The sequence below is a fragment of the Allocoleopsis franciscana PCC 7113 genome, assembly GCF_000317515.1.
Taxonomy (GTDB): Bacteria; Cyanobacteriota; Cyanobacteriia; order Cyanobacteriales; family Coleofasciculaceae; genus Allocoleopsis; species Allocoleopsis franciscana.
Window position 1 is genome coordinate 3,413,688 of record NC_019738.1, and the last position, 21,625, is coordinate 3,435,312.

A 21,625-nucleotide genomic window follows, 5' to 3' on the forward strand; every position below is an offset into this window, starting at 1 on the left:
AATAGAATGTATAAATAACCTTTATTTATTTGTCGGCTATCCTTAATCAGTTCCTTGTTCCAAGATTTTAGCTTGTTCAATTAAATCCAGAATTTTGTCGCAACGGAAATTATTGACTAAATCAGCTATTACTTTGGCTAGTGGGTTATGGGCAGCAGGGATTTGCTCGATGAGCTGAAGTATTCGCTCATTATCAATGGTGACAGCCGCCTGGTATAGTTCCTGAACCCACTCAATTGGCATTACGTAGAAGGATGAAGGCTCAAGGATGTAGGGCACAGCAGAATCCGCAGGGTAAGATGAATCCCCTGGTTCGCTTTCCATCTTTTGCCTTCCACCTTCTGACGCGGATGAGGCGGATTCTGCATAAATATAACGCACCCCTAAATGTTGAGTCATCTTTTCAAAGATAACCGACTCTCGAAAGGGCTTACGCACAAAGTCGTCACAGCCTGCTGACAAAACAACGGAACGTTCTTCCTCAAAAGCACTGGCGGTTAAGGCAACAATTGCCGTGGCTTGACCTTTTAAGTCTGCTTTGATGCGTTTAGTGGCTTCATACCCATCCATGACCGGCATCCGCATATCCATCCAGATCAGGTGAGGTTCCCAGCTTGACCACAATTCAATCGCTTCTTGCCCATTCACCGCTTCGAGTACCTCAAAACCGACAGATGCCAGAAGTTTAACTAACAGAACACGACTTTCCAGGCGATCGTCAACAACAAGGATGCGATATTTCGGTTGTCCAGATTCTAAGCCAATCACCCTACGGCTGGCTTGGGTCGTTACAATTTTAGGTTCTTGGGCAATATCGACCTCGATCTCAAAGTGAAAAATACTTCCCTTACCTAAATGACTGCTAACCCTAATATCTCCCCCCATCAGTTGCACAAATTGTCGGGCTATGGGTAAACCTAGACCTGTTCCTTCTAAGGCTTGCCGACCCGTTTGTGTTTGCAAAAAGGGTTCAAATAAGGAGTCCATTTCTTCTGGGGCAATGCCGAATCCCGTGTCTTCTACCTCAAAATAAAGAGTTACAGGTTGAAGCTTCAAATGTTGCTGATATGAAGACGGTTGAGAACCTTCAACGTTCAATCTTTTAACTGGTAAATTATTAGATTCTTCGCTCTTGAACTTACTAGCTATTCGCAAGGTAACACCCCCCTCAGTAGTAAATTTAATTGCGTTTCCTAGGAGGTTAATTAAAACTTGACGCAACTTACTTTCGTCAGTTTGCACGTATTGAGGAAGGGTGGGCGTGCGGTCAAATACTAACTGCAAATTCTTATTTTGGACGGGCAACTTGAACATGGCTTCAAGAGTATCCAGCAGATGGTACAGGTCAAAATTATTCTTATTCAGCGTGACCCGACCCACCTCGATTTTGGACATTTGCAGAACATTATTAATTAGTTCTAGTAAATGCTCACCCGAACGCTGAATAATTCCTAGATACTCCTGCTGTTCTGGATTGAGGGATGAGTCACGAGTAAGTAATTGGGTAAATCCGATGATGGCATTGAGGGGAGTCCGCAGTTCGTGACTCATATTGGCGAGGAATCGGCTTTTGGCGCGATTTGCCGTTTCTGCCGCTTCTTTTGCCTGTTGCAATGCGGCTTGTGCCTGCTTGCGATCGCTGATATCTTGACTGACAGAAATAATATGAATTTGTCCATCCAAGTCAATCATCTCTGCGGATAATAATGCTGTCCTCACTTCACCGGATTTGGTTCTAAACGTGAATTCATAGTTGCGAATGACGCCCTCCTCTTGCAGAATCTGGAACAGTTGGGTACGGTCTTCCCAATTCACCCAAAGGTTCAGATCGACGGCAGTACGACCCAGCACTTCTGCACGGGTGTAACCTATAAACTGACAGAAACTATCGTTAATTTCGATATGACAACCATCGATTTGCCGAGTGATTGTGAAGGCACTCGGACAGGAACGAAAGGCTTTGGCAAACTTTTCTTCTGATTGACGCAGTGCCATCTCTGCACGTTTACGAGCCGTGATATTGCGAGCAACCCAGAGGACTGAACCATCGGGCAAAGGTGAAAGGCTAGCCGTGAACCAAACTTCAGAAGGGTGAAGGGTGAAGGATAAAGTCTGAAGTGAATGATCGGCGGGTTCCCCTCGTTCCTGAGTCGTGTTTCCCACAGATTTGAAACTTCCTACTTCATCCTTGTTAATGGGTAAGCTGTAATCGAAATCGATAGTTTCCTGGGTTTCTATAACCCGCCGAATTTGGCTTAACCAATTTTCAGCTCTCTCACCTTGAATAAATTGTTCAATAGTCTGGTTAACTAAGTAAGTTGTTCCTTCGTATAAACGACCTGGATTTGTTGGTGCGACTTCTATATTGGTTCCTTGGGAATCAATCACCAAGATAATGTCAGTCATTGCCTCAAAAACCGCCCGCATTCTCTTTTCAGAAGTTCTCAGTTTATCCTCTAACAACTGGCGCTGTCTGGCGGCTATTTCACTCGCCCGAATTTCTTGTTGGAGTTGTCGATTTTTTTCTTCTAATTCCTGAGTGCGATCGGCAACTTCTTGTTCCAAATTCCGGTTGTAATCCGCTAATATTTTCTCCGTTCGTTTGCGTTCCGCGATGTCTTGCAAAGCGTTAATACTATAAGCAATATTCCCATCTGCATCATAGATAGGTGTTGCCCAAACTTCGATAGGAATTCTTTGATTGCCTTGGTGGACTTCCAAATCGTCAGCGGTTACATTTTCCCCCTTCAGCGATCGCACGATGGGCAAGTTTTCAGAGGGATATAATTCATTCGTACCTGCGATATAGATTTGATAAGCTTCCGAAAGCCTGTCAACGGGTGTGTCTGGATCGACTCCTTTAGCAAAAATTTCCTTCGCTTTTTGATTTAAAAAGTAAAGTTTACTGTTAGCATCAAGTACTCCCACCCCAACCGGTACAGCTTCTAAAAATTGAGCCAGCTTACGTTCGCTTTCCCGTACAGCTTCATCGGCTTGGTCTTTCAACTGATTGACTACTGTATCACCGTGTTCAGTTGAAGTTTCTAGCAAGATTTTGAGGTCAGTATTTTCCTGCTTCAATGCTTTCCCTTCCCTGGAAAGACGTTGATTTTCAGCTTTGAGCCGGCAAAGCTCTATCTGAGTATTGATCCGGAAAATCAGTTCCTCTTTGGAGAGGGGTTGGGTTAGATAATCATTGACCCCCATTTCTAAACCCGTTTCCCAATTCTGGTTTTGGTTTTTATCAATTAACCATAAAATCGGCACTTGCTCAGCCTGCCAAATTTTACGGATTTTTTGAGTGACTTTAGAGCCACCCCTATGAGGCATATCCAACAAGATTAGGCTGGGTTTCAGACCGTTTTCTATAATTTTTAAGGCTTCCTCTCCATTGCTAGCTTGGGTAATGTCATATTTGGATTGGGATAAATATTGGACAAATACCTGGCGATTCTCTATCCGATTGCCTATTATCAAGATTGGGTTATTCTTGCATTGCATATTTAAGATAGGTGCAAGTTATTCCGTTTCCGGTAAAAAAATACTGTAGGGGCACAACCGATTGTACCCCCACTCAATAACACCTAATGTACGACAAGTCTCCTCACCTGCCTAATGCCGATTATGAGGGGAATCAAAGTCAAGAATTGGACCCTTGGGAACAAGACCATGAGGGTTTACATTAGGATGACTTTTGTAATAATGCAACTTGATATGTTCAAGATTGCAGGTTTCTTTCACCCCTGGCTGTTGATAAAGGTCTTTGAGATAATTCCAGAGATTGGGGTATTCATAGATGTGGCGCAGGTTGCACTTGAAGTGAACGTAATAAACAGCATCGAAGCGGAATAACGTCGTAAACATACACCAATCTGCTTCAGTGATACCGTCTCCACACAAATACCGCTGCTTCTCTAAAACGCTTTCCCAGTAATCGAGAGCATCAAACAATTCGGTTACAGCGTCTTCGTATGCCTGTTGTTTCGTGGCAAATCCTGCCCGGTAGACACCATTGTTGATGGGTTGATAGATGGCATCAATGGTCTGATCAATTTTGTCCCGCAAGTCCTCTTGATAAAAGTTAGCCTCAGACTTGGCAACGCTGTCAAATTCTGTATCTAACATTTGAATGATCTCACGGGATTCGTTATTGACGATTGTGTTTGTTTGCTTATCCCAGAGAATGGGAACAGTCACTCGTCCTGTGTACTTAGGGTCAGCTTTGAGATAAATATCTCGAATGTATTGCGTACCATTCACCGTATCAGGGATGGAACCTGGAAAATCGGAGAACATCCAACCCTCTTCACCCATCACCGGATCGACCACAGACAAACCGATTGCATCCTCTAAACCTTTGAGTTTCCGCATAATCGCGGTTCGATTCGCCCAAGGACAAGCCCAGGAAATATAGAGATGATAGCGCCCGGACTCCGCCTTAAAGCCACTAGCACCATCGGCAGTAATGCGATCGCGGAATGTGGTCGATGGACGGAGGAAGCGTCCGTTGGAATCTTCTTGTTCGCGTTTGGATACCCACTTCCCCTCAACAAGCTGACCTAATGCCATAATGACCCCCTGCCAAATCAAGGATGAAAAATAAAGTATGAAGTCTGAAAAACAGCTTACTTTATCTGCTAAGAAAGAGTTTCAATACCAAAAGCTTTGCTCTGGGCTTTGGTAAAATGATCTCTAACCTAAACCGTATTTCATTTTTCATCCTTCATACTTCAAAATTACTCTTCCGCTTGTAGAATTTGTGGCACTTTAAAGAAGTCACCATCCTGATCAGGAGCCTCTCCAAGCAGTGCATCTCGATCAGGGTAAGGTTGCAACTCATCCGGGCGAGTAACGTTACTCACATCAATCGCCCTCGTCGTCGGCGCTACATCCGATGTATCTAATTCGCTCAGTTGTTCAAAATATTCCAAAATGCTACTCAGTTGAGCGGTCATTTGCTCTTCTTGCTCCACTGCCATCTCCAAGCGGGCAAGATTAGCAACTTTACGAACTTGTTCTCGATCAATAATAGACATGGTTGGTAATTATCAGGTTGAAGGTTGGGGGTTGAAGGTTGAAGGTTGAAGGTTTTATCGATCAACTTATCAACTTTCAACCAGCTCACTTCTAAAAGTAGACATCCAGCTCCGATCGCCCTGTGGTTTTCAGCCAGTTTTGTGCCTCAATGTAGTTATTCGGGGCAAGGCGAATCGCACGTTTCCAGTATTCAGCCGCTTCGTCAAACAAAGCATTAGCCCCATCCGGGTTTCCCGCTTCCTTTGCCTGTTCCCCCTGGTAGTGGTAGATTACGGCAATATTGTTAAGGGCTTGAGGCAGACGCGGGTTGAGTTCGAGCGCCTCATGATAGAGTTCCAACGCTTGCTGATGATCACCGTTACTGGCGTAAATCAGCCCCATATTGTAAAGGATATAGCTCTTGTCGTAGGAGTCTTCCTCTAGTGTCAAAGCTTCTTTATAGTTTTCCAAGGCTTCGGCATATTCACCATCCGCTTGAGCTGACATCCCGTCACGGTAGTAGGCAAAGGCTTCTTTGGCTTGCTTGTTGGCTGGCATCAGCTTCAGGATTAGATCTGCCATCACCGTAAAGCTTTTGTCGATGAAGTTATCGTTACGTTGACTTCTGGGCATAGATACCTGTATGTTATTGCGCTCAGTTGACTAGAGTAGCGTGGTTAGTTGGTGTTTTCGGATACTACTTGTAAATTTAACGTCGATTGGTCACGGCTGAGAGGGTTACCCAGTGCTTGGAGAATGGCGAGTCCGCTTTGGATATCATCTGGGTATCTGACCCACAATGGCTTTTCAGCCTGTACGATGTCTAATTCCGAGATTAAATGGTCTAGCTGTCGCCATAAAGGTTAGGACTTTCTTTAACGGCTTAAATGACCACGTACTATTAATAAACATAAGCTCCTTCTGTCCTCGTATGAGCTCCGGTCTACCCTCTACCTTCTACCTCCTGCCTCCTACCTCCTGCCTTCTGCTATATGTGCCATTGTTTGATGCTACACAAGGCAACCACAAAACCATGTTTCCTTTTTTTACGATGAATGAGTAGGTGATTATCTGAAATTTGAGATGAAACGTTTTCAAAATTTATCTTTGCTGGGAGCCATTTTAGCCCTAAGTACAATTGCGGCCTGTACATCGGGTTCAAATAATACCGTTGATTCAGACGTTGGCAGCGATCGCGCTAACGTCCCCACTCAAAGCGAACAATCCACCGCACCATCACCTGCGGCAACGCCTAATAATCAGCCAGAGCAAACCCCTGACACAACCCAGGTATCAACAAAACCCAGCACGAAAACTGACACGATTAGTATTGAAGGGGAAAAGAGTGAGGTGACGCTGAAGCTTTACGATGAGCTCAGTCAGATTTTTACCACCTATTTCCCTAAAGATGATTTTGTTGCCGAATCTGTTAGTTCTGGGGAAGGGACAGGAAGCCTATTTTATTTCAACATAGATGGCAATAAAAATAGCGATGCCTACGTCTCCGTTTTCTTTCCTAACGAGGTAAACAATGCAGAACAGCTTGAAAGATTACTAACGGCAAAGGGTGGACTGGTTCAAAAAAATCAGTGGCAAATGGAGAATCGGACGAAAGATGTTCCGTATTCTTGGGCAAAGGAAAAAATTATTTACAAACAACCTGGAAGTGAGCAAAACATCCTTGCTGCACTCTATATTGGCGAAGCGAATGGGAAAGTATTTTATGTAATTACCCATTATCCAGCCGAATATGGAGATGGGTTTGCACCACGAGCTGACTTTATTCTGAAGAATTTGGACGTTAAAGGTTAACGGTTTCCTCTTCTTGGTACTCGGTTACAGGCTTGCTCTGATTCAGCCACTTGCTAAGAAATTTCCAGTGACGGAAGGGGTAAAGCAATTGAGCCATAAAGTTTTCTGTGATTGTCTCGCCATAGAGTCCAAAATTCTTGGGCTGGCGACCACGAGGCATGTAAAACGTGCCAAAAATTACATCATAAATGGGGAAGAGTCCTGCAAAGTTCTTGCCCCATCCTTCTTCGTCCATGGTATGGTGCCAACGGTGAAAGGCAGGACTCGCTAGGACATAGCGAAAAGGCCCATAAGTCCAGGAAATATTGGCATGAATCAAAGCCACGTAGCTGGATAAGAAAGGTACATAAACTTCAACCGCGATCGGAGAGATGCCTAGAATCAGCAAAGGAGAGGCTTGCATCACTCGCGAGATGATGTCATTGACCGGATGCAGACGAACTGCCGTCAGCCAGTCCACGATCTCTGCACTATGGTGGACAGCATGATAATCCCAGAGTTGGCGGGTATGGTGCCAGCGATGAGTCCAGTAACCAATAAAATCGCCAATGACAATCGCGATCGCACCTTGTACCCAAAGGGGTAACTGTGAGATCGGACCGTAGCCTGCCAAAACGCTGTCCCATTGTAGCGATCGCCCCAGCAGCAGGTATAGCGGCAGAACGACTAATGCGATGGAAATCATGCTCAGGATCTGAATCACCATGGGGGTGAAAAACCAATAGAACGAGTCTAACCAGACACCACGCCGCCATTTAGGTTGATTGGGAATGCTTGGATAGAAGCGTTCGAGGATACCAAACAGAACTGTGAGCAGAATATATAGAACTAGCGCCCTAACCAACCGTCCTTTCATGAATTCAATGTTTGATCAAAGTTTTCTTACAACTTTTACCCTGATCACCCGGAAAAGACAACTGCGCTTTGACCTTCTACTCATAATTCAAATGCTTTCGAGCTGCCACTGTAGCCACACGACCACGAGGCGTCCGGTGTACATAACCAATCTGTAAAAGATAAGGCTCATACACCTCCTCAATGGTTTGAGCATCTTCCCCGGTTGCCGATGCCACAGCTTCTAAACCCACAGGCCCCCCATTGAATTGCTCAATCATCACCTTCAGTACCAGCCGATCCGTCCAATCTAACCCCATCGGGTCTACATTAAATACTTCTAACGCTTCTTCGGCAAACTTTCGGTCAATGGATTCAACTTTATTGACCTGGCAATAGTCTCGCACCCGCTTTAAAAGTCGGTTCGCAATTCGGGGGGTTCCACGAGAACGACGAGCAATTTCTTCGGCACCCTCTTCAGTTACACATACTTTGAGAACGTCGGCGGTTCTTTTTACAATTAAAGTCAGTTCATCAGTTTCATAAAAGCGTAGGCGTTGAATCAAACCAAAGCGATCGCGCAGAGGCGAAGTGAGTGACCCAACTCGTGTGGTTGCCCCTACTAGCGTAAACTTGGGCAAGGGGATACTACGAGTCTTAGCCGTTTGACCCTTACCAATGGTGATATCTAAGCGATAGTCCTCCATTGCCGGATAAAGCAATTCCTCCGTCATCCTCGTCATCCGATGGATTTCGTCAATAAATAAGATATCCCCTTCTTTCAGGCTGCACAGAATGCCCATAATGTCTCGCGGACGTTCTAAGGCCGGTGCTGCCGTAATTTTGCAATTCACCCCCATCTCCGTTGCCAAAATCAGCGACATGGTGGTTTTCCCTAATCCGGGTGGACCATACAACAGGAGGTGATCGAGTGATTCGTTTCTACCTTTTGCCGCTTGAATCGCTATATGCAAAACACTCTTTAATTCTTTTTGCCCAATATAGTCATCCAGTCGTTGGGGTCGGATACCCTCTTCCTGGTTACCCGTTTCGTCCGCCATTGCCGTTGCCAGCAAAAGGTCTGGGTCTTCTGTCTCAGGTTTGCGGAAATTGTTACGGCGACCCTTACCCTTGGATTTCTTGCTGGACTGAGGCTGCCGATCCGGTTCTTGAGACTGTTGTTTAAAGGAGGTTATCGCCATAATTAAACCATTCGTTCTGAGTGAGCTTCCTCTGATCCAGAGAATGATGAGAGCATGGAGGACTAATGACTGATTACTAAGGACACTCAAGCCATGCTCGCTAAACGAATCTTACCTTGCTTAGATGTGAAAGCCGGACGGGTTGTCAAAGGTATTAACTTCGTTGATCTCAAAGATGCCGGTGATCCAGTGGAGTTAGCTCAAGCTTATAACGAGGCAGGGGCGGATGAACTGGTGTTTCTCGATATCACTGCCACCCATGAAGACCGGGAGATTATCATTGATGTGGTCTATCGCACCGCAGAACAGGTCTTTATCCCCTTAACCGTGGGTGGAGGGATTCAATCCTTAGAAATGATTAAACAATTGTTAAGGGCTGGGGCGGATAAAGTTAGTATTAATTCCTCGGCGGTGCGTAATCCAGACTTTGTGAATCAAGCTAGCGATCGCTTCGGCAATCAGTGCATTGTTGTTGCCATTGATGCGCGACGCCGCCAAGACCCCAATAATCCAGGATGGGATGTCTACGTCCGAGGTGGACGAGAAAATACAGGCAAGGACGCCATCTCGTGGGCGAAAGAAGTTGAGCGACGCGGTGCTGGCGAACTACTCGTGACGAGCATGGATGCCGATGGAACCCAAGCCGGGTATGATTTAGAACTGACACGTACCATCGCTGAACAAGTGCAAATTCCCGTGATTGCCTCTGGCGGCGCAGGGAATTGTGCTCATATTCATGAAGCCCTCACCGCCGGGAAAGCCGAAGCGGCGCTTCTGGCATCTCTGCTGCATTACGGGCAACTCAGCGTCTCCCAAATCAAAACCTATCTGAAAGAACATCAAGTTGCTGTGCGATTTTAGCGTAATACATTTGGCTTTAAGCGCCCGAAGTCATCAATTTTTGTCATACAGATCATACAGCTTTACTCTGTGCAGCAGTCATAGCGACTGCTAGAATAGGGGGTGACTGTTACATTTCGTAATTTATGTTGATTTTTATTTTAATACTTGATGTCGCGTTGGTGGCTTGGTCGCTGCACCTGATGCAGGAAGCCTTCGACACCCAAGAATTCTCTCTCATGTTAGCGGGTACTTTAGTGGCGATGTCTGCTGCTGCCATGTTAGTGGTTTATTTCCTAATGGGTAGCTACGTTGGCTATCTGACTCACATGGCTCAATCTTCCAGCTTGTTTTACTAAATTATGGATCTTTCTCCCCAAAAGCTTGACGAAGCAAAATTATCAAGCTATCGTAGAATACGCGGTACGGGGTTATAGCTCAGTTGGTAGAGCACCTCAATGGCATTGAGGGGGTCAGCGGTTCGAATCCGCTTAGCTCCATGTAAAGTAACCAAGAATCAAGAAGGCGACAGTGGATGGAATTCCTGTGTTTGGCGTGGCAGCCCATGGGGATTGCCACATCCATATTGATATAGCAGAAGGCAGAAGGCAGAAGAAACCAGCCCAGAGGCTCGGAAATGTTGTCTTGCACGATAGAACCAGCCAGAGTTCCATAGTCGGGATAGGGACATCCTGATACTTTAATGTTTACGGGTTGTCCGATTTCGACTTGACCAATATCCTGAGGGGAAACAAACGTTTTCACCACCAAAGGAACATTAGATCTAGTTGACTTAATAGTGGTAGGAAATAAGCAAAGAGTCTTGCACGTTCTTGCAGTTTTTGCACAATCTTGCTATGGCTTGAGTAAAGTTTTAGGAGTCACTCCAGTCAGGCATCGGACAAAGCCCTACGGCACCCGTAAACATTAACCCGGTTTGCAGATGCCGATCCAAAATTCGCTCTACGTGAACACTCTGCCCAAGATTAATAGTGATAACAAATTGTTCAAGAAAATACTCAGGAGTCTCTCCCGCCGGTAGGTAGTAATGTTCCAGACTCATCCCGTTCCATAGTGTCTTTCCGCTAAAGAGTGTTGACGGTTGGGGTAAAACCTCCGAAAAGACATTTTCGCAGTTTGCACCAATATCTGGTAAATCTGCACCTGGCATTGCTCACCTCGCAGCAACCGAGTATATCGGTTATTGTAGTCTGGCTCAGGATCTAGTCTCCTGGTTAATGACCCTGGGCATGATACCTCTATAATCTTTTCTCCTTCGTTTTGCTCCTCAACCCAGGTATAAACGCAACCCTGAAATAGCCCGAAAAAACCGATAATTTATCTAAATTTAGCGTCATTACTCACTCAAAATCTCTCTGCCAAAGCGTGGGCAAGAAAATTAGTCACAGCAGGGGCTTCAGCTAGAGACCCTAAAGAGCGATCATGGAAGAAGGCTTCGATAAGCTGTGTCACGGAAACGAACAGTGACACTATTTATATAGATGTTGATGTCGATCCTAAAGATATTGGCTACATTGAAATCTATCTAAGGTAACGATAAATGATACGTGAGCCGTAAGCTGTGGAAGTAAATTTCAAGCTTTGAGGTTCCGGGTGGATATAGGGGCGGGTGTCCCCAGATTACTGAAGACTCTTATAGGGATATTAGTATGCAGTCTGAACAACAACAGCGCATCATGGGCTACTTCATTGAGGAGGCAAAAGACCACCTCAATACCATTGAGCAGGGTTTGCTCAGTCTGCAAAGCACCATGGAAGACAGGGAGATGCTCAACGAAATCTTCCGTGCTGCCCATTCCGTCAAAGGTGGGGCAGCGATGTTGGGAATTAATAGCATTCAGCAGACAGCCCATCGCCTCGAAGACTGTTTCAAAACCCTACAAGAGTCGTCAGTCAAACCAGACAATCAGTTAGAATCTCTCTTCTTGCGGGTCTTTGATACCCTTCAGGCACTCGTAGAGCAACTTCAAAGCCCATTTGGCCTAAGCGACGACACCGCTGGGGAAATCATGTCGGATGCTGAACCCGTCTTTGAGGAACTGCACACCCATCTAGAAACGCTGGTGCAAACAGCAAGCGATTCTCCTGCCGTAATGGTTGAAGCCCCCAAGGTAACCTTGGCAAATTCTCAGATGAATACAGCAAATCCCAAACCCCTGCCAGCGAACTTTAAACGAGATGTCCTGATAGAACTGCGGGAGATGTTACAGCTGTTTAAACAGCAAGACCTGCCCGAACATCGGGAAGCCTTACAGGCTCATTGTCTGAATCTAGTTCGTTTGGGCGAACCGCAAGACTTGCCCGGTTGGGACGAGTTACTGGAGACGGCACGGGTCGCGATCGCCTGTTCGGCCAATTCCTATCGCCTGCTGGCTAACATTGTCATCAAAGAAATCAAACAAGCTCAAGAATTAGTGATCGCCGGTCGCTCAGTTGAAATTTGCGCCAGCGAACAGCTCAACGCCCTCGTTCCAGAGTCCCACGCCTCAGAGATTCCCGTGGAACTCCAATCCCAAGAATCAGAATTTGATCGGAGTTTTGACCAGGATTTTGCACCCGATGCTCAAGAGTCCGAAACCCTAGAATCCCATAGCCAGACGTTTCAAGACGAGAGTGAATCGTCATTAACGCATCTCTTTGACGGCTCAGACACAGAGATTCAATCCGACCTCCAAGACTACATCCCCGAAACCTTAGTAGAAGGTGACAGTGCTTCCTCTCCAGCCTTTATCCAGTCGGAACAGCAAAAAACGAGAAGAATTTACCGATTTGCAGCCCCTAGCGAACCCGAAGTTGGCGTGGCAGAATTGAACACTCTGGCGGATATTTTTGAAGGTCAAATGCCCGATTTGGATGAAACCTGGCAAGACGAAGAAGTTATCAATTTAGACGACAACTCGACGGCATCTTACTCCGGCAACTCATTTAGTTTAGATGAGCAGAGTGATTTTTCTGACCTCGTCAGCGATCTAGATAGCTTAAACCTCAGCGATGACGCCTCGACCAGCGAAGACTTGATGGATTTGTTTGGAGATGAATCCCTAGAAGAAGTCGTTCCTCATACTCCAGAATCAAGCGATTCAAACTGGAGAGGTCTAGACGCTGAAACACCCCTCAGTACAACCGATTCAGGGATGGATGACTTTTCTGATTTGCTATTTGAGGAAGATAGCCCCGATCCCGTGTTCGCTTCCAGCCGCGAATCAGAGGACTTAAGCAATTTATTTGGGGACAGCTTCTTTGAAGAAAACAGTCTTTTGGAACAAGACTTAGACGATTTTGATTTGGAGGCTGACCCTACCTCCCAATTGCAGCATCCGGACGATGATTTGTTTGCCATGCCCATGGCGGATGTGTTTGCATCAGAGCCAGAGGAGTTCTCGAACGAGACAGAAGCATTAATCCGTGAGAGCTTCCCTACCCAGGACAATGAGTTTTTTGATTGGGAAGACTCATCACAGCCATTGGAAAACCTGGAGGATGAAGCGATTGGGTTGGACTCAGTCGCCCCTACTCAGTCAGACATGGACTTTGGCGAACTGACGGAAATTTCCGCCAATGTTGGGGGTGAACGTCCTCATACCGCGAGTCCTGCGAGTGGAACGGCACCCGATCCAGAGTTGAGTGACGAACCCGTCATTGACAACCAAGCTACAGTTTTGGGCTGGGAAGAATTAGACGAATCTACGGCAGATTTTGATTTTGATACCCAGGCCGATTTTAATCAAGGCAAAGAAGTAGGAGACCTGACCCCGGTTGAGAGTCTCCAATTTGATGATTTTGGCCTCGATGCAGATACGGCTGATTTATTTCAGCCAAGCGACCTATCCCTGGACGACAGCTTCTTCGATACCTCTACCTCTGACATCCCAGCACAAGAGAGGGAGAGTTTTTCAGATTTGGCTCTGGAAAACTTTATGTCAACGGATGAGCTGAGCGGTGTAGATGATTGGAACTGGGATGAAGAAAATGAAATCCCCCTTGATGAGGCGGCTACCTTCGAGCTCGGAGGAGATTTGACCGATCCCACGACAACTGACCTGATGCCAGAAAGCTTAGGGCAGTCAGAGAGTGAGGCAGACGACGATTTGTCTTCCTGGCAGGATAGTGCAACCGAAGAGTCTTTTTGGGATGTGAATCAGCCAGAGTCAACCTCAAATGAGTTTGAGTTAGCCGGAAGGGACGCAGAGGGCGATGCATCTGCCCTCGATTTTGATTTCGAGGAAACATCCAGCGATGCCTTCAACTTTGAGGTTAATAATATTGGCGATCGGGATGACTTGTTGGAGGATGAAGCCCTTTCTACCAGCATGGCAGCCCAAAGTGCCGCATTGCAAGCTCTAGAAGCTTTCGAGGATTTGTTAGAGACACCCACACAAGAAGCGGCAACTCAGGCCAGCGAAGGCTTGGAATTCTCCGACTTAGATCAGATAGAAGCTCACTCTGAGTTAGATGACCTGAATGGCTTCTTGAATGCAGAGGACGTGAGCGAGGCTGATGCGCGATCGCCGATTAACGACGATGACGATGGCTCTTTTTGGGAGGAAACACACGAGCCAAGCGACTCGCAGGTCGAACAGCCCCTCAACTTTGAAGACTTTTCCCTCTTCGACATACCAGAGGCATCGGACAACGCCGGCGTCGCCAGTCTACAAGAATCAGCGCTGCCAGAAGAAACGTTTGAAGACTTGCTCTTCGAGTCCAGCGCTTCCGAGGAAGACCAGAGTGCAGAACTCTCAGATGCCTTCTTTGATACCCCGGAAAATGACCTCTTTGACCTGGAATTCACCGAAGCTTCCTCTGCGGAAAGGGAAAGTGCGGCGTTAGACGCCTCACCCGTGTCAGATTTCGAGGCTATGTTTGGGGATGAATCTTCCGGGGAAACCGATAGCGCAGCCGTAGAGGCTCCAACGCCATCAGATTTCGATTTGTCATCGTTGAGCGCCAATGACTCCAATGCAGATGCGGATTCATGGGCTGACAATTCGTCATCATTAGATTGGGCGTTTGAGGCAGGGGAAGAAACCACCGCAGAGGCTCAAACTCCGCTTTTTGAATGGGACGAAGCGGATAGTGCGGTCTTAGAGGGGCTAGAAGTATCGGTTCCGGATGCCAGTGTTGAGAGCAGGGCATTAGACAGTCCGTCCGCGTCAGACTTCGATGGGCTGTTGGGTGACGGACTCTTTGGAGATAGCGATTCCTTCGATGTTTCAGAGAGTGCAACGGATCACTTATTTGACACGGAGATAGATGTTAGTGAGGAGCAGCCGCTGACAGAGGAAGCCGTAGCTGATGATCTCCTCAATTTTGATTGGGAAGGTACAGGCGCGACTGAGTCCGAGAATTTTGAGGATGTCTTCAGTTCTCAGACCGATGAGGTTCCGGAGGCTGAAACTTGGGATGATTTGTTAAGCGCGACTCAAGAGAGTGATGTTCCGGATACCGAACTCACGGCGCTATCCGATGACGAAGTGGACACACCTGTTCAGGCAGCAGCCTTTGACTTTGAGGCCCTAGAGGATGAAACGACAACCGAACTGAATCTGGATTGGGAAACACAGGAGAGTGATCACCTGTTCACCGAGAGCGAGGCGGACGCGCATCTGGACGCGACTGCTGCACAGGATTCAGCAGCAGATCGTTCTCAATCCTTGGAATTTGACGATTTGGAATCCATGCTGGATGGGGGGGCGGCGGATAATTCTCAATCCTTGGAATTTGACGATTTAGAATCCATGCTGGATGGGGGTGCAGCGGATAATTCTCAAGCCTTGGAATTTGATGATTTAGAATCCATGCTAGGTGGGGGCGAAGAACTAGCGATTTCGGGTCTAGACGCTTGGGATACCACATCTGGGAATGGTGAATTCGACGGACTCGATGAATTTGCCGATTTAGAGGCGATGCTGGCTGAGGCTCCAAGTCACCCAACTACCGAATCGAGCGACTTGGATGTGTTTCAAGACCTCGATTCCCTATTAGAAGACCAGACCCAAGCACCGGATTCACCAGCCCCAGCCCCCGTGAATCGTGCCACCTCGAAGGCCAGTTCTTTAGCAGACGAATTTGGAGACCTGGAGAGCTTACTAAAGCAAGCCGATAAAAGTCTGGGGGGGCCTCCGAGTGCCATGCCTGACCAAAGTAGAACGCGCCCTTCTATGCGTCCCCGTCCCCCCCGCGTGTTCGAGCATACAATGCGGGTACCGGTTAAACATCTAGATAGCCTCAGCAATTTGGTGGGAGAACTGGTGGTCAACCGCAATACCCTAGAGCAAGACCAAGAACGCCTGCGGCAATTTTTGGATAATTTATCCCATCAGGTTTTAGCTCTGAGTGATGTGGGGGCGAGGATGCAGGACTTGTATGAGCGCAGTCTCTTGGAAAGTTCGCTCTTGGCGAGCCGTCCGGGTCATCGTTCCCCAGGACAGTCCGATCTCTTCTCCCTTCCGCTTCATCACTCCGGTGAAGAATACGATCCCCTAGAAATGGATCGGTTCACCGGCTTCCATTTGCTGTCCCAAGAAATGATTGAACTGATCGTTCGAGTCCGGGAGTCGGCATCTGACATTGAATTTTTGGTGGATGAAACCGATCAGGTGGCTCGGATGTTACGGCAAATCACCACCCAACTCCAAGAAGGATTAACCCGAGCACGGATGGTGCCCTTTGCCCAGAATGCTGATCGCTTGCTGCGTGCCGTACACGAAATTTCTCGGAAGTTAGGCAAAGAGGCTCAGTTACAGGTTGAGGGTCGGGAAACTTTGATCGATAAGATGATTCTCGAACACCTCTATGACCCGATGACACACCTGGTCAACAACGCCCTGACGCATGGGATTGAGTCGCCAGAAGTCCGCAAAGCCGCTCGGAAGCCACCCGTTGGTAGAGTGACGCTGCGAGCGTTCCACCAAGGGAACCAGACGGTGATTTCTATCTCCGATGATGGAGCCGGAATCGATGCCGAACGAGTCCGATCTAAGGCCATTCAGCAAAGACTGATTAAGGCCGATGACGCCAAAACTCTGACGAATGTAGAGTTATATGACTGTCTGTTCCACCCTGGTTTTAGTACCAAAGACAAAGCCGACGATTTCTCCGGTCGAGGTGTGGGGATGGATGTTGTCCGCACCAGCTTGAGTGAAATTCGCGGAACGATCCACATTGATTCCACTGTGGGCAAAGGCACAACTTTTACCATTCGTCTACCTCTGACGCTGAGTATTTGTAAAGCGCTCTGTTGCCTGAGCGATCGCGCCCGCATTGCTTTCCCCATGGATGGGGTGGAAGACATGATGGATATTTTGAACGATCGCGTTCAGACCAATGCAGAGGGTCAATCCTGCATTCAATGGCGAGATACGCTCCTACCCTTCCACTCTCTCTCGGATCTGCTCACCTACAAGCGTCAACTCAGTCGCAACACGGTCTACGGCGGCAAACGGGAAGATGACATGATTTCCATTGTGGTGCTGCGGAGTGCGGGGAACTTCCTCGCCATCCAAGTGGATCAAGTGTTAGGTGAACAAGAAATCGTGATTAAGCAACTCGAAGGCCCACCGCCTAAGCCCGTGGGAATCGCTGGGGCTACGGTTTTAGGGGATGGTCGGATTATGGCGATCGCGGATGTTCTAGAATTAATTGACCTGGCGAACGGACGGATTCGCAAGGATGGTGGTGTGACCCTCTGGCCTAGGGAAGAACCTCAGGTTGAACTGCCAGGAGAAATCATTGAGGCCAAGTCTGAACCGATGGTGCTGATTGTGGATGACTCCATTACCGTGCGCGAACTGCTTTCCATGACCTTCAGTAAATCCGGTTATCGGGTCGAACAAGCTCGTGACGGTCAGGAGGCTTGGGATAAACTCCGCTCAGGTTTACCTTGCGACATTGTGTTTTGTGACATTGAAATGCCGAGAATGGATGGTCTAGAGTTGCTGTCTCGACTCCAGAAAGACGAGAAGCTCGCCAACCTACCCATTGCGATGCTCACCTCACGCGGTGCCGACCGACACCGACAAATGGCATCTCAGTTGGGAGCCAGTGGCTACTTCACCAAGCCCTATTTGGAAGAAGTCCTATTGGATGCCGCTCAGCGCATGATTAAAGGCGAAGTCCTGTTTAACAGCAATGCTTGATTGATGTCATCGGTCATGGGGCGAACCGTTGAAGGTTGAAGGTTAAAAAGTTAAGGCTTAAAACCTTGAACCATATTTCCTTGTCAACCTTCAATCCCTCTCCGGATGAATAACTAACCTGACAGGATTCAGTTTGGCACGACCCTATTGCGTGAAACGATGGGTGGGATGGGAAAGATTGCCTGTCCACCAAGTGTAAATGCAATTTTATTGGCGCGACAGCTTAATCACGAATGACGTAATCACGAATGACTAAGATTTTGAAACATCAAACGCTGACCAACAAACGAATTCCTAAAGCCTTGGGTACCCTGCTGGTGGTGATGAGCCTATACGGACTGACGACTGGGCCTGAACCGGCGGCGAAAGCTCAGGAAGTCGATTTAAAGGTGGGAATTGTGCAACGCTTCGGCGAGGAACTCACAGATCAGGTGACCTTGAAAGCCACTTCAGGCGATCGCCTAACGGTACGCTTTTTGTCAGGCGACATGAAACCCGAAACGGTCCAACTGGAGAGTTTGAAGCTGGAAACGGTGATGCAGCCACTACAGACTCCCGCGCTGGAAGAGTATTTAGTTCTGAATCACGAATCGACGTTTGAAACCGCAGAAGATAAGGCTAATCAATGGCGACAACTGGGGATTGAGGTAGAAGTCGTACAACCGGAGCGTTGGCAGGTTTGGGCGAAGCGAGATGTTTATCAAACGCCTTTACTACGGCGTATGCTTCTGCAAAATCTGAAAGCTCAAGGCGACACAACGGCTTATCTCGCGACAAAAATGGTGGAAAAAGAGCCGAAAGCTTCATTTGTGGTCAATGGCTTTCGCTACAATCGTCGGGAGTTAGAGATTTCTGCGAAGAAAAATTTAATCCAGGTCAGTCGGGGTGCTAACAATAAAAACCCTCGTCTCTATGCTGGACGTTTGCGACTTCAGCCGAATGCCTACGGTACCTACACTTTGGTGAATCAGGTACCGTTAGAAACCTATTTACGGGGTGTTGTTCCTCACGAAATTGGTGGGGGGGCACCTTATGCCGCCGTCGTCGCCCAGACGATCTTGGCTCGAACCTATGCCTTACGCAACCTACGCCGATTTACCGCTGACAATTACCAACTTTGCGCTGATGTCCACTGTCAAGTTTACAAGGGACTTACGGATACAGTTCCCCTAGCGGATAAAGCGATCGCACAAACAAAGGGGTTGGTGCTGACTTACAACAATGAGCTGATTGATGCCCTCTATTCTTCTACCACTGGCGGTGTTACGGCTCCTTTTAGTGATGTCTGGAATGGGCCAGAACGTCCTTACTTAACCGCCAAAGTAGACTCGCCTAACGCCGTCTGGGATTTGTCACAAAAATCTTTAGCCAATGAAAACAACCTCCGCCAGTTCTTGAACTTAAAGCAGGGATTCAATGAAACAGGACGAGATGTCTTCCGTTGGCGCAGAACAAAAACCCTCGAACAAATCACCAAGCATCTAAAGCGTTATCTGAAGAATCGGAATCATCCCCTGGTTAACTTTACGACCATTCAGCAAATACAAATCGTGAATCGATCGCCAGCCGGACGGATTCTCAAACTTGTTGTACAAACCGATATCGGCAACATTGAAATCCATAAAAACGACGCCCGTAGTGCCTTTGAACCTCCCTTAAGTACTCTCTATTACCTAGAGCCAATCTACGGGGACAATAAAATCCTGAAAGGCTATGCATTCGTCGGTGGTGGCTTTGGGCATGGTGTCGGTATGAGTCAATACGGTGCTTACAACTTAGCGAATATTGGTTGGTCAGGAGAGCAAATTTTGAATTTCTACTATCCCGGCACTCAAATTCAACCCTTATCGCCTTCACTCGTCTTTTGGCAACCGCCGGAAGCTTCTTCCCCTTTTCAGCTATCTCCTCATAAATGAAGCAGGAACACCCAAACCGTGCTCCTGCTTATAATTCTGTTTGACTCTGAAGCCCACGAACCCAAGCCAAAAGGTAAAATTACTGACTTTAATGGGGGTTATCCCAAAAAACATGAGATTGCGGCAAAATAGCGCTAGGCGCTGTTCGACTTTGTCGGATCGCTTGGCGCGATCAGCTTCTCTACGAGACGCTACGCGAACGCTGTTACCCCTTGGGCGATCGCTAGCTCTCAGAGCCTTTGAAGTGAAAACAGGTTTGTTTGGTTTCTCGCTAATTTAATACAATGCTTCTTCTTGGTGTGTTTGGATTGTACAGTCACTCGTTGCATAGGCAACGCAGGTCAGAATGTAACCAGCTTCGATCTGCTCGTCATCCAGGAAAGACTGGTCAGATTGGTCAACTGTACCATCAGTCAGTTTGCCAGCACAGGTTGAGCAGGCACCAGCGCGACAGGAATAGGGTAAGTCAAGTCCTTGCTCTTCAGCGGCGTCGAGAATGTACTCGTCGTCGGGAACTTCAATAGTGGTGTCTAGCCCTTCAGCTTCGTTGATCAATCTGACTTTAAAAGATGCCATGGGTGTTCCTCTCTGTTGATGTAAAACGGCAGTAGAAATCCAAGGGACAGCGTACCTCACACGAGCGTACTTCGTCTTGAGGAAGATTGCCTTTGCAGTGTTCGCTTCATTTCTGATACTACGAGAAAAAGCTAGAGAGGTTAGACAGGATTAGGAATGAAATTCTGAAATGAGTATTAAATTAGTTATTCTTATATTGCACAGACGAGGTTGTCGAGTCAAAACTAATCCCAACATTAGCTCTCAAACTCAGGTATTATGAAAATTTCTCAACTTTTAGAACTCTTCTAACTCCAGTCTAAATTCCTTATTAATTAGTATTAATTATATTTATCAATAGAATCCATGATTTGTTCTTAGACGTGAGAGTGGGGGAGTGGGGGCGTAGGAGTACATTTTTTCAATACGTTCAACGGGTAAGCTGTGATGCATCTAAATTGCATACCTTGGTAAGGAGATAAAAACTCTTATTCCTTCTACCTTCTGCCTTCTGTCATCACTCTCATCTCCGGTTTGCCTTGCCTCCTCGATAATACAATTTAAATGCCGATTAGCTTACACCTGAAGCCGAGAGCAAGCGCCTAACTTTCAGTTCAGATGATACTCAAACCCCCGGTAAAGCGACTTTTATCCCCTTGGTTGTGACCGATCGCGCCCGAAGTGCGTTCCACCAAGAGCGAGATGCATGTTTTGGCCTCCATGAGTCCATTTTTCTAAAATAAGTTACCTCTAATGAAACTTTGGAGATAAGCTCTTTTATCAGCAATGCTCATCTTAGTTTCGAGATAGTGATGCCATAAAGCATATTCATGATTCATAACTTTAATTTCCCACGTACAAGCCACCCCCGTCTTTTCCAGTGGTTTTGGCGATAACTCAGGAAAACTGCCTTCAACTGTATACGTTTGGGTAAACAAAACATTGCCACGTCCCCAAATGTTAATGCTCAAGAATCCTTGGGACAAAATAGCAAAACCAACACCTTGTTTTGCATCCACACGACCATGATTAATTTCGTCAAGAATAAAAGATTGTAAATTATCTTGCAAATGTTGTGGCAGTGGCTCGGCTTCCCGTAGCATATGATAGAGTTTCAGCACCAATTTCTCATGGACTAAAAAGCCGATCGGCTTGGCTGAACGACGAATATACTGATAAGTTTTCTGATACTGATCGCTCAGGGTATCCACATTAGCCTGGTTTTGCAGGTAATCATTGGTTATTGCAGGTGGCAAATCTAAGATGATGGTGGTGGCGTCCATCCGTTTTCTTC

At 47.0% G+C, this 21,625-nt stretch carries 15 protein-coding genes and 1 tRNA gene; 7 read left to right on the forward strand and 9 right to left on the reverse strand.

Going from position 1 to position 21,625, the window contains the following annotated elements:
• Window positions 1-42: 42 nt before the first annotated feature.
• The 4 genes from MIC7113_RS14225 to MIC7113_RS14240 all read right to left on the reverse strand — a co-directional run bounded on the left by MIC7113_RS14225 (window position 43) and on the right by MIC7113_RS14240 (window position 5,649).
• Complete coding sequence (locus MIC7113_RS14225) at window positions 43-3,501, reverse strand: response regulator (protein ID WP_015182873.1); 3,459 nt, start codon at window positions 3,499-3,501, stop codon at window positions 43-45.
• Window positions 3,502-3,612: 111 nt separating this feature from the next.
• Window positions 3,613-4,569, reverse strand: a complete 957-nt coding sequence (locus MIC7113_RS14230) for a glutathione S-transferase family protein (RefSeq protein ID WP_015182874.1) — start codon at window positions 4,567-4,569, stop codon at window positions 3,613-3,615.
• A 167-nt stretch (window positions 4,570-4,736) separates the two neighbouring features.
• Complete coding sequence (gatC, locus tag MIC7113_RS14235) at window positions 4,737-5,030, reverse strand: Asp-tRNA(Asn)/Glu-tRNA(Gln) amidotransferase subunit GatC (protein ID WP_041780830.1); 294 nt, start codon at window positions 5,028-5,030, stop codon at window positions 4,737-4,739.
• A 97-nt stretch (window positions 5,031-5,127) separates the two neighbouring features.
• Window positions 5,128-5,649: a photosystem I assembly protein Ycf3 gene (locus MIC7113_RS14240; RefSeq protein WP_015182876.1), complete on the reverse strand. Its 522-nt coding sequence runs from the start codon at window positions 5,647-5,649 to the stop codon at window positions 5,128-5,130.
• A 450-nt stretch (window positions 5,650-6,099) separates the two neighbouring features.
• Between MIC7113_RS14240 and MIC7113_RS14245 the strand changes: the two genes are divergently transcribed.
• Window positions 6,100-6,828, forward strand: a complete 729-nt coding sequence (locus MIC7113_RS14245) for a hypothetical protein (protein ID WP_015182877.1) — start codon at window positions 6,100-6,102, stop codon at window positions 6,826-6,828.
• Here the strand turns inward: MIC7113_RS14245 and MIC7113_RS14250 are convergent.
• Together MIC7113_RS14250 and ruvB are read right to left on the reverse strand one after the other, a co-directional pair.
• Window positions 6,818-7,684 carry a sterol desaturase family protein gene (locus MIC7113_RS14250; protein WP_015182878.1) on the reverse strand — a complete coding sequence of 289 codons (867 nt, stop codon included), beginning with the start codon at window positions 7,682-7,684 and terminating at the stop codon, window positions 6,818-6,820. The genes MIC7113_RS14245 and MIC7113_RS14250 overlap by 11 nt on opposite strands.
• Window positions 7,685-7,760: 76 nt before the next feature.
• Window positions 7,761-8,864: a Holliday junction branch migration DNA helicase RuvB gene (gene ruvB, locus MIC7113_RS14255; RefSeq protein ID WP_015182879.1), complete on the reverse strand. Its 1,104-nt coding sequence runs from the start codon at window positions 8,862-8,864 to the stop codon at window positions 7,761-7,763.
• A gap of 93 nt (window positions 8,865-8,957) precedes the next feature.
• Here ruvB and hisF point away from each other — a divergent pair, with 93 nt between their 5' ends.
• From hisF to MIC7113_RS14270, 3 genes are all read left to right on the forward strand, one after another.
• Window positions 8,958-9,725, forward strand: coding sequence for an imidazole glycerol phosphate synthase subunit HisF (gene hisF, locus MIC7113_RS14260; RefSeq protein ID WP_015182880.1), 768 nt, complete (start codon window positions 8,958-8,960; stop codon window positions 9,723-9,725).
• Window positions 9,726-9,850: 125 nt separating this feature from the next.
• A complete protein-coding gene (locus MIC7113_RS14265) occupies window positions 9,851-10,063 on the forward strand; it encodes a hypothetical protein (protein ID WP_015182881.1) in 213 nt (70 codons plus the stop codon).
• Window positions 10,064-10,131: 68 nt separating this feature from the next.
• Window positions 10,132-10,204: transfer RNA gene (locus MIC7113_RS14270), tRNA-Ala, on the forward strand.
• Between the two features lie 374 nt (window positions 10,205-10,578).
• On the opposite strand, the gene MIC7113_RS14275 is transcribed toward MIC7113_RS14270, so the two are convergent.
• Window positions 10,579-10,875 (reverse strand): hypothetical protein, encoded by a 297-nt coding sequence (locus MIC7113_RS14275; RefSeq protein ID WP_041780060.1) that lies wholly within the window; start codon window positions 10,873-10,875, stop codon window positions 10,579-10,581.
• A gap of 499 nt (window positions 10,876-11,374) precedes the next feature.
• Here MIC7113_RS14275 and MIC7113_RS38115 point away from each other — a divergent pair, with 499 nt between their 5' ends.
• The 3 genes from MIC7113_RS38115 (at window position 11,375) to MIC7113_RS36380 (ending at window position 20,056) form a co-directional block, all read left to right on the forward strand.
• Complete coding sequence (locus tag MIC7113_RS38115) at window positions 11,375-17,860, forward strand: response regulator (RefSeq protein WP_015182882.1); 6,486 nt, start codon at window positions 11,375-11,377, stop codon at window positions 17,858-17,860.
• A 323-nt stretch (window positions 17,861-18,183) separates the two neighbouring features.
• On the forward strand, window positions 18,184-19,776 hold the full coding sequence (locus MIC7113_RS14285) for a SpoIID/LytB domain-containing protein (protein WP_155898199.1): 1,593 nt from the start codon (window positions 18,184-18,186) through the stop codon (window positions 19,774-19,776).
• A 112-nt stretch (window positions 19,777-19,888) separates the two neighbouring features.
• Window positions 19,889-20,056, forward strand: coding sequence for a hypothetical protein (locus MIC7113_RS36380; RefSeq protein ID WP_155897999.1), 168 nt, complete (start codon window positions 19,889-19,891; stop codon window positions 20,054-20,056).
• Here the strand turns inward: MIC7113_RS36380 and MIC7113_RS14290 are convergent.
• Both MIC7113_RS14290 and MIC7113_RS14295 read right to left on the reverse strand, forming a co-directional pair.
• A complete protein-coding gene (locus tag MIC7113_RS14290) occupies window positions 20,053-20,352 on the reverse strand; it encodes a ferredoxin (protein ID WP_015182884.1) in 300 nt (99 codons plus the stop codon). The two genes, MIC7113_RS36380 and MIC7113_RS14290, sit on opposite strands and share 4 nt — an antisense overlap.
• Window positions 20,353-21,065: 713 nt before the next feature.
• On the reverse strand, window positions 21,066-21,614 hold the full coding sequence (locus MIC7113_RS14295; protein ID WP_015182885.1) for a hypothetical protein: 549 nt from the start codon (window positions 21,612-21,614) through the stop codon (window positions 21,066-21,068).
• Window positions 21,615-21,625 lie beyond the last annotated feature (11 nt).

What these genes read in the sequence shown, in the direction of transcription:
- MIC7113_RS14225 (WP_015182873.1), bottom strand. Translation starts at nt 3,501, where the DNA reads ATGCAATGCAAGAATAACCCAATCTTGATAATAGGCAATCGGATAGAG.
- MIC7113_RS14230 (WP_015182874.1), bottom strand. Translation starts at nt 4,569, where the DNA reads ATGGCATTAGGTCAGCTTGTTGAGGGGAAGTGGGTATCCAAACGCGAA.
- MIC7113_RS14240 (WP_015182876.1), bottom strand. Translation starts at nt 5,649, where the DNA reads ATGCCCAGAAGTCAACGTAACGATAACTTCATCGACAAAAGCTTTACG.
- MIC7113_RS14245 (WP_015182877.1), top strand. Translation starts at nt 6,100, where the DNA reads ATGAAACGTTTTCAAAATTTATCTTTGCTGGGAGCCATTTTAGCCCTA.
- MIC7113_RS14250 (WP_015182878.1), bottom strand. Translation starts at nt 7,684, where the DNA reads ATGAAAGGACGGTTGGTTAGGGCGCTAGTTCTATATATTCTGCTCACA.
- ruvB (WP_015182879.1), bottom strand. Translation starts at nt 8,864, where the DNA reads ATGGCGATAACCTCCTTTAAACAACAGTCTCAAGAACCGGATCGGCAG.
- hisF (WP_015182880.1), top strand. Translation starts at nt 8,958, where the DNA reads ATGCTCGCTAAACGAATCTTACCTTGCTTAGATGTGAAAGCCGGACGG.
- MIC7113_RS14265 (WP_015182881.1), top strand. Translation starts at nt 9,851, where the DNA reads ATGTTGATTTTTATTTTAATACTTGATGTCGCGTTGGTGGCTTGGTCG.
- MIC7113_RS14275 (WP_041780060.1), bottom strand. Translation starts at nt 10,875, where the DNA reads ATGCCAGGTGCAGATTTACCAGATATTGGTGCAAACTGCGAAAATGTC.
- MIC7113_RS38115 (WP_015182882.1), top strand. Translation starts at nt 11,375, where the DNA reads ATGCAGTCTGAACAACAACAGCGCATCATGGGCTACTTCATTGAGGAG.
- MIC7113_RS14285 (WP_155898199.1), top strand. Translation starts at nt 18,184, where the DNA reads ATGAGCCTATACGGACTGACGACTGGGCCTGAACCGGCGGCGAAAGCT.
- MIC7113_RS36380 (WP_155897999.1), top strand. Translation starts at nt 19,889, where the DNA reads ATGAGATTGCGGCAAAATAGCGCTAGGCGCTGTTCGACTTTGTCGGAT.
- MIC7113_RS14290 (WP_015182884.1), bottom strand. Translation starts at nt 20,352, where the DNA reads ATGGCATCTTTTAAAGTCAGATTGATCAACGAAGCTGAAGGGCTAGAC.
- MIC7113_RS14295 (WP_015182885.1), bottom strand. Translation starts at nt 21,614, where the DNA reads ATGGACGCCACCACCATCATCTTAGATTTGCCACCTGCAATAACCAAT.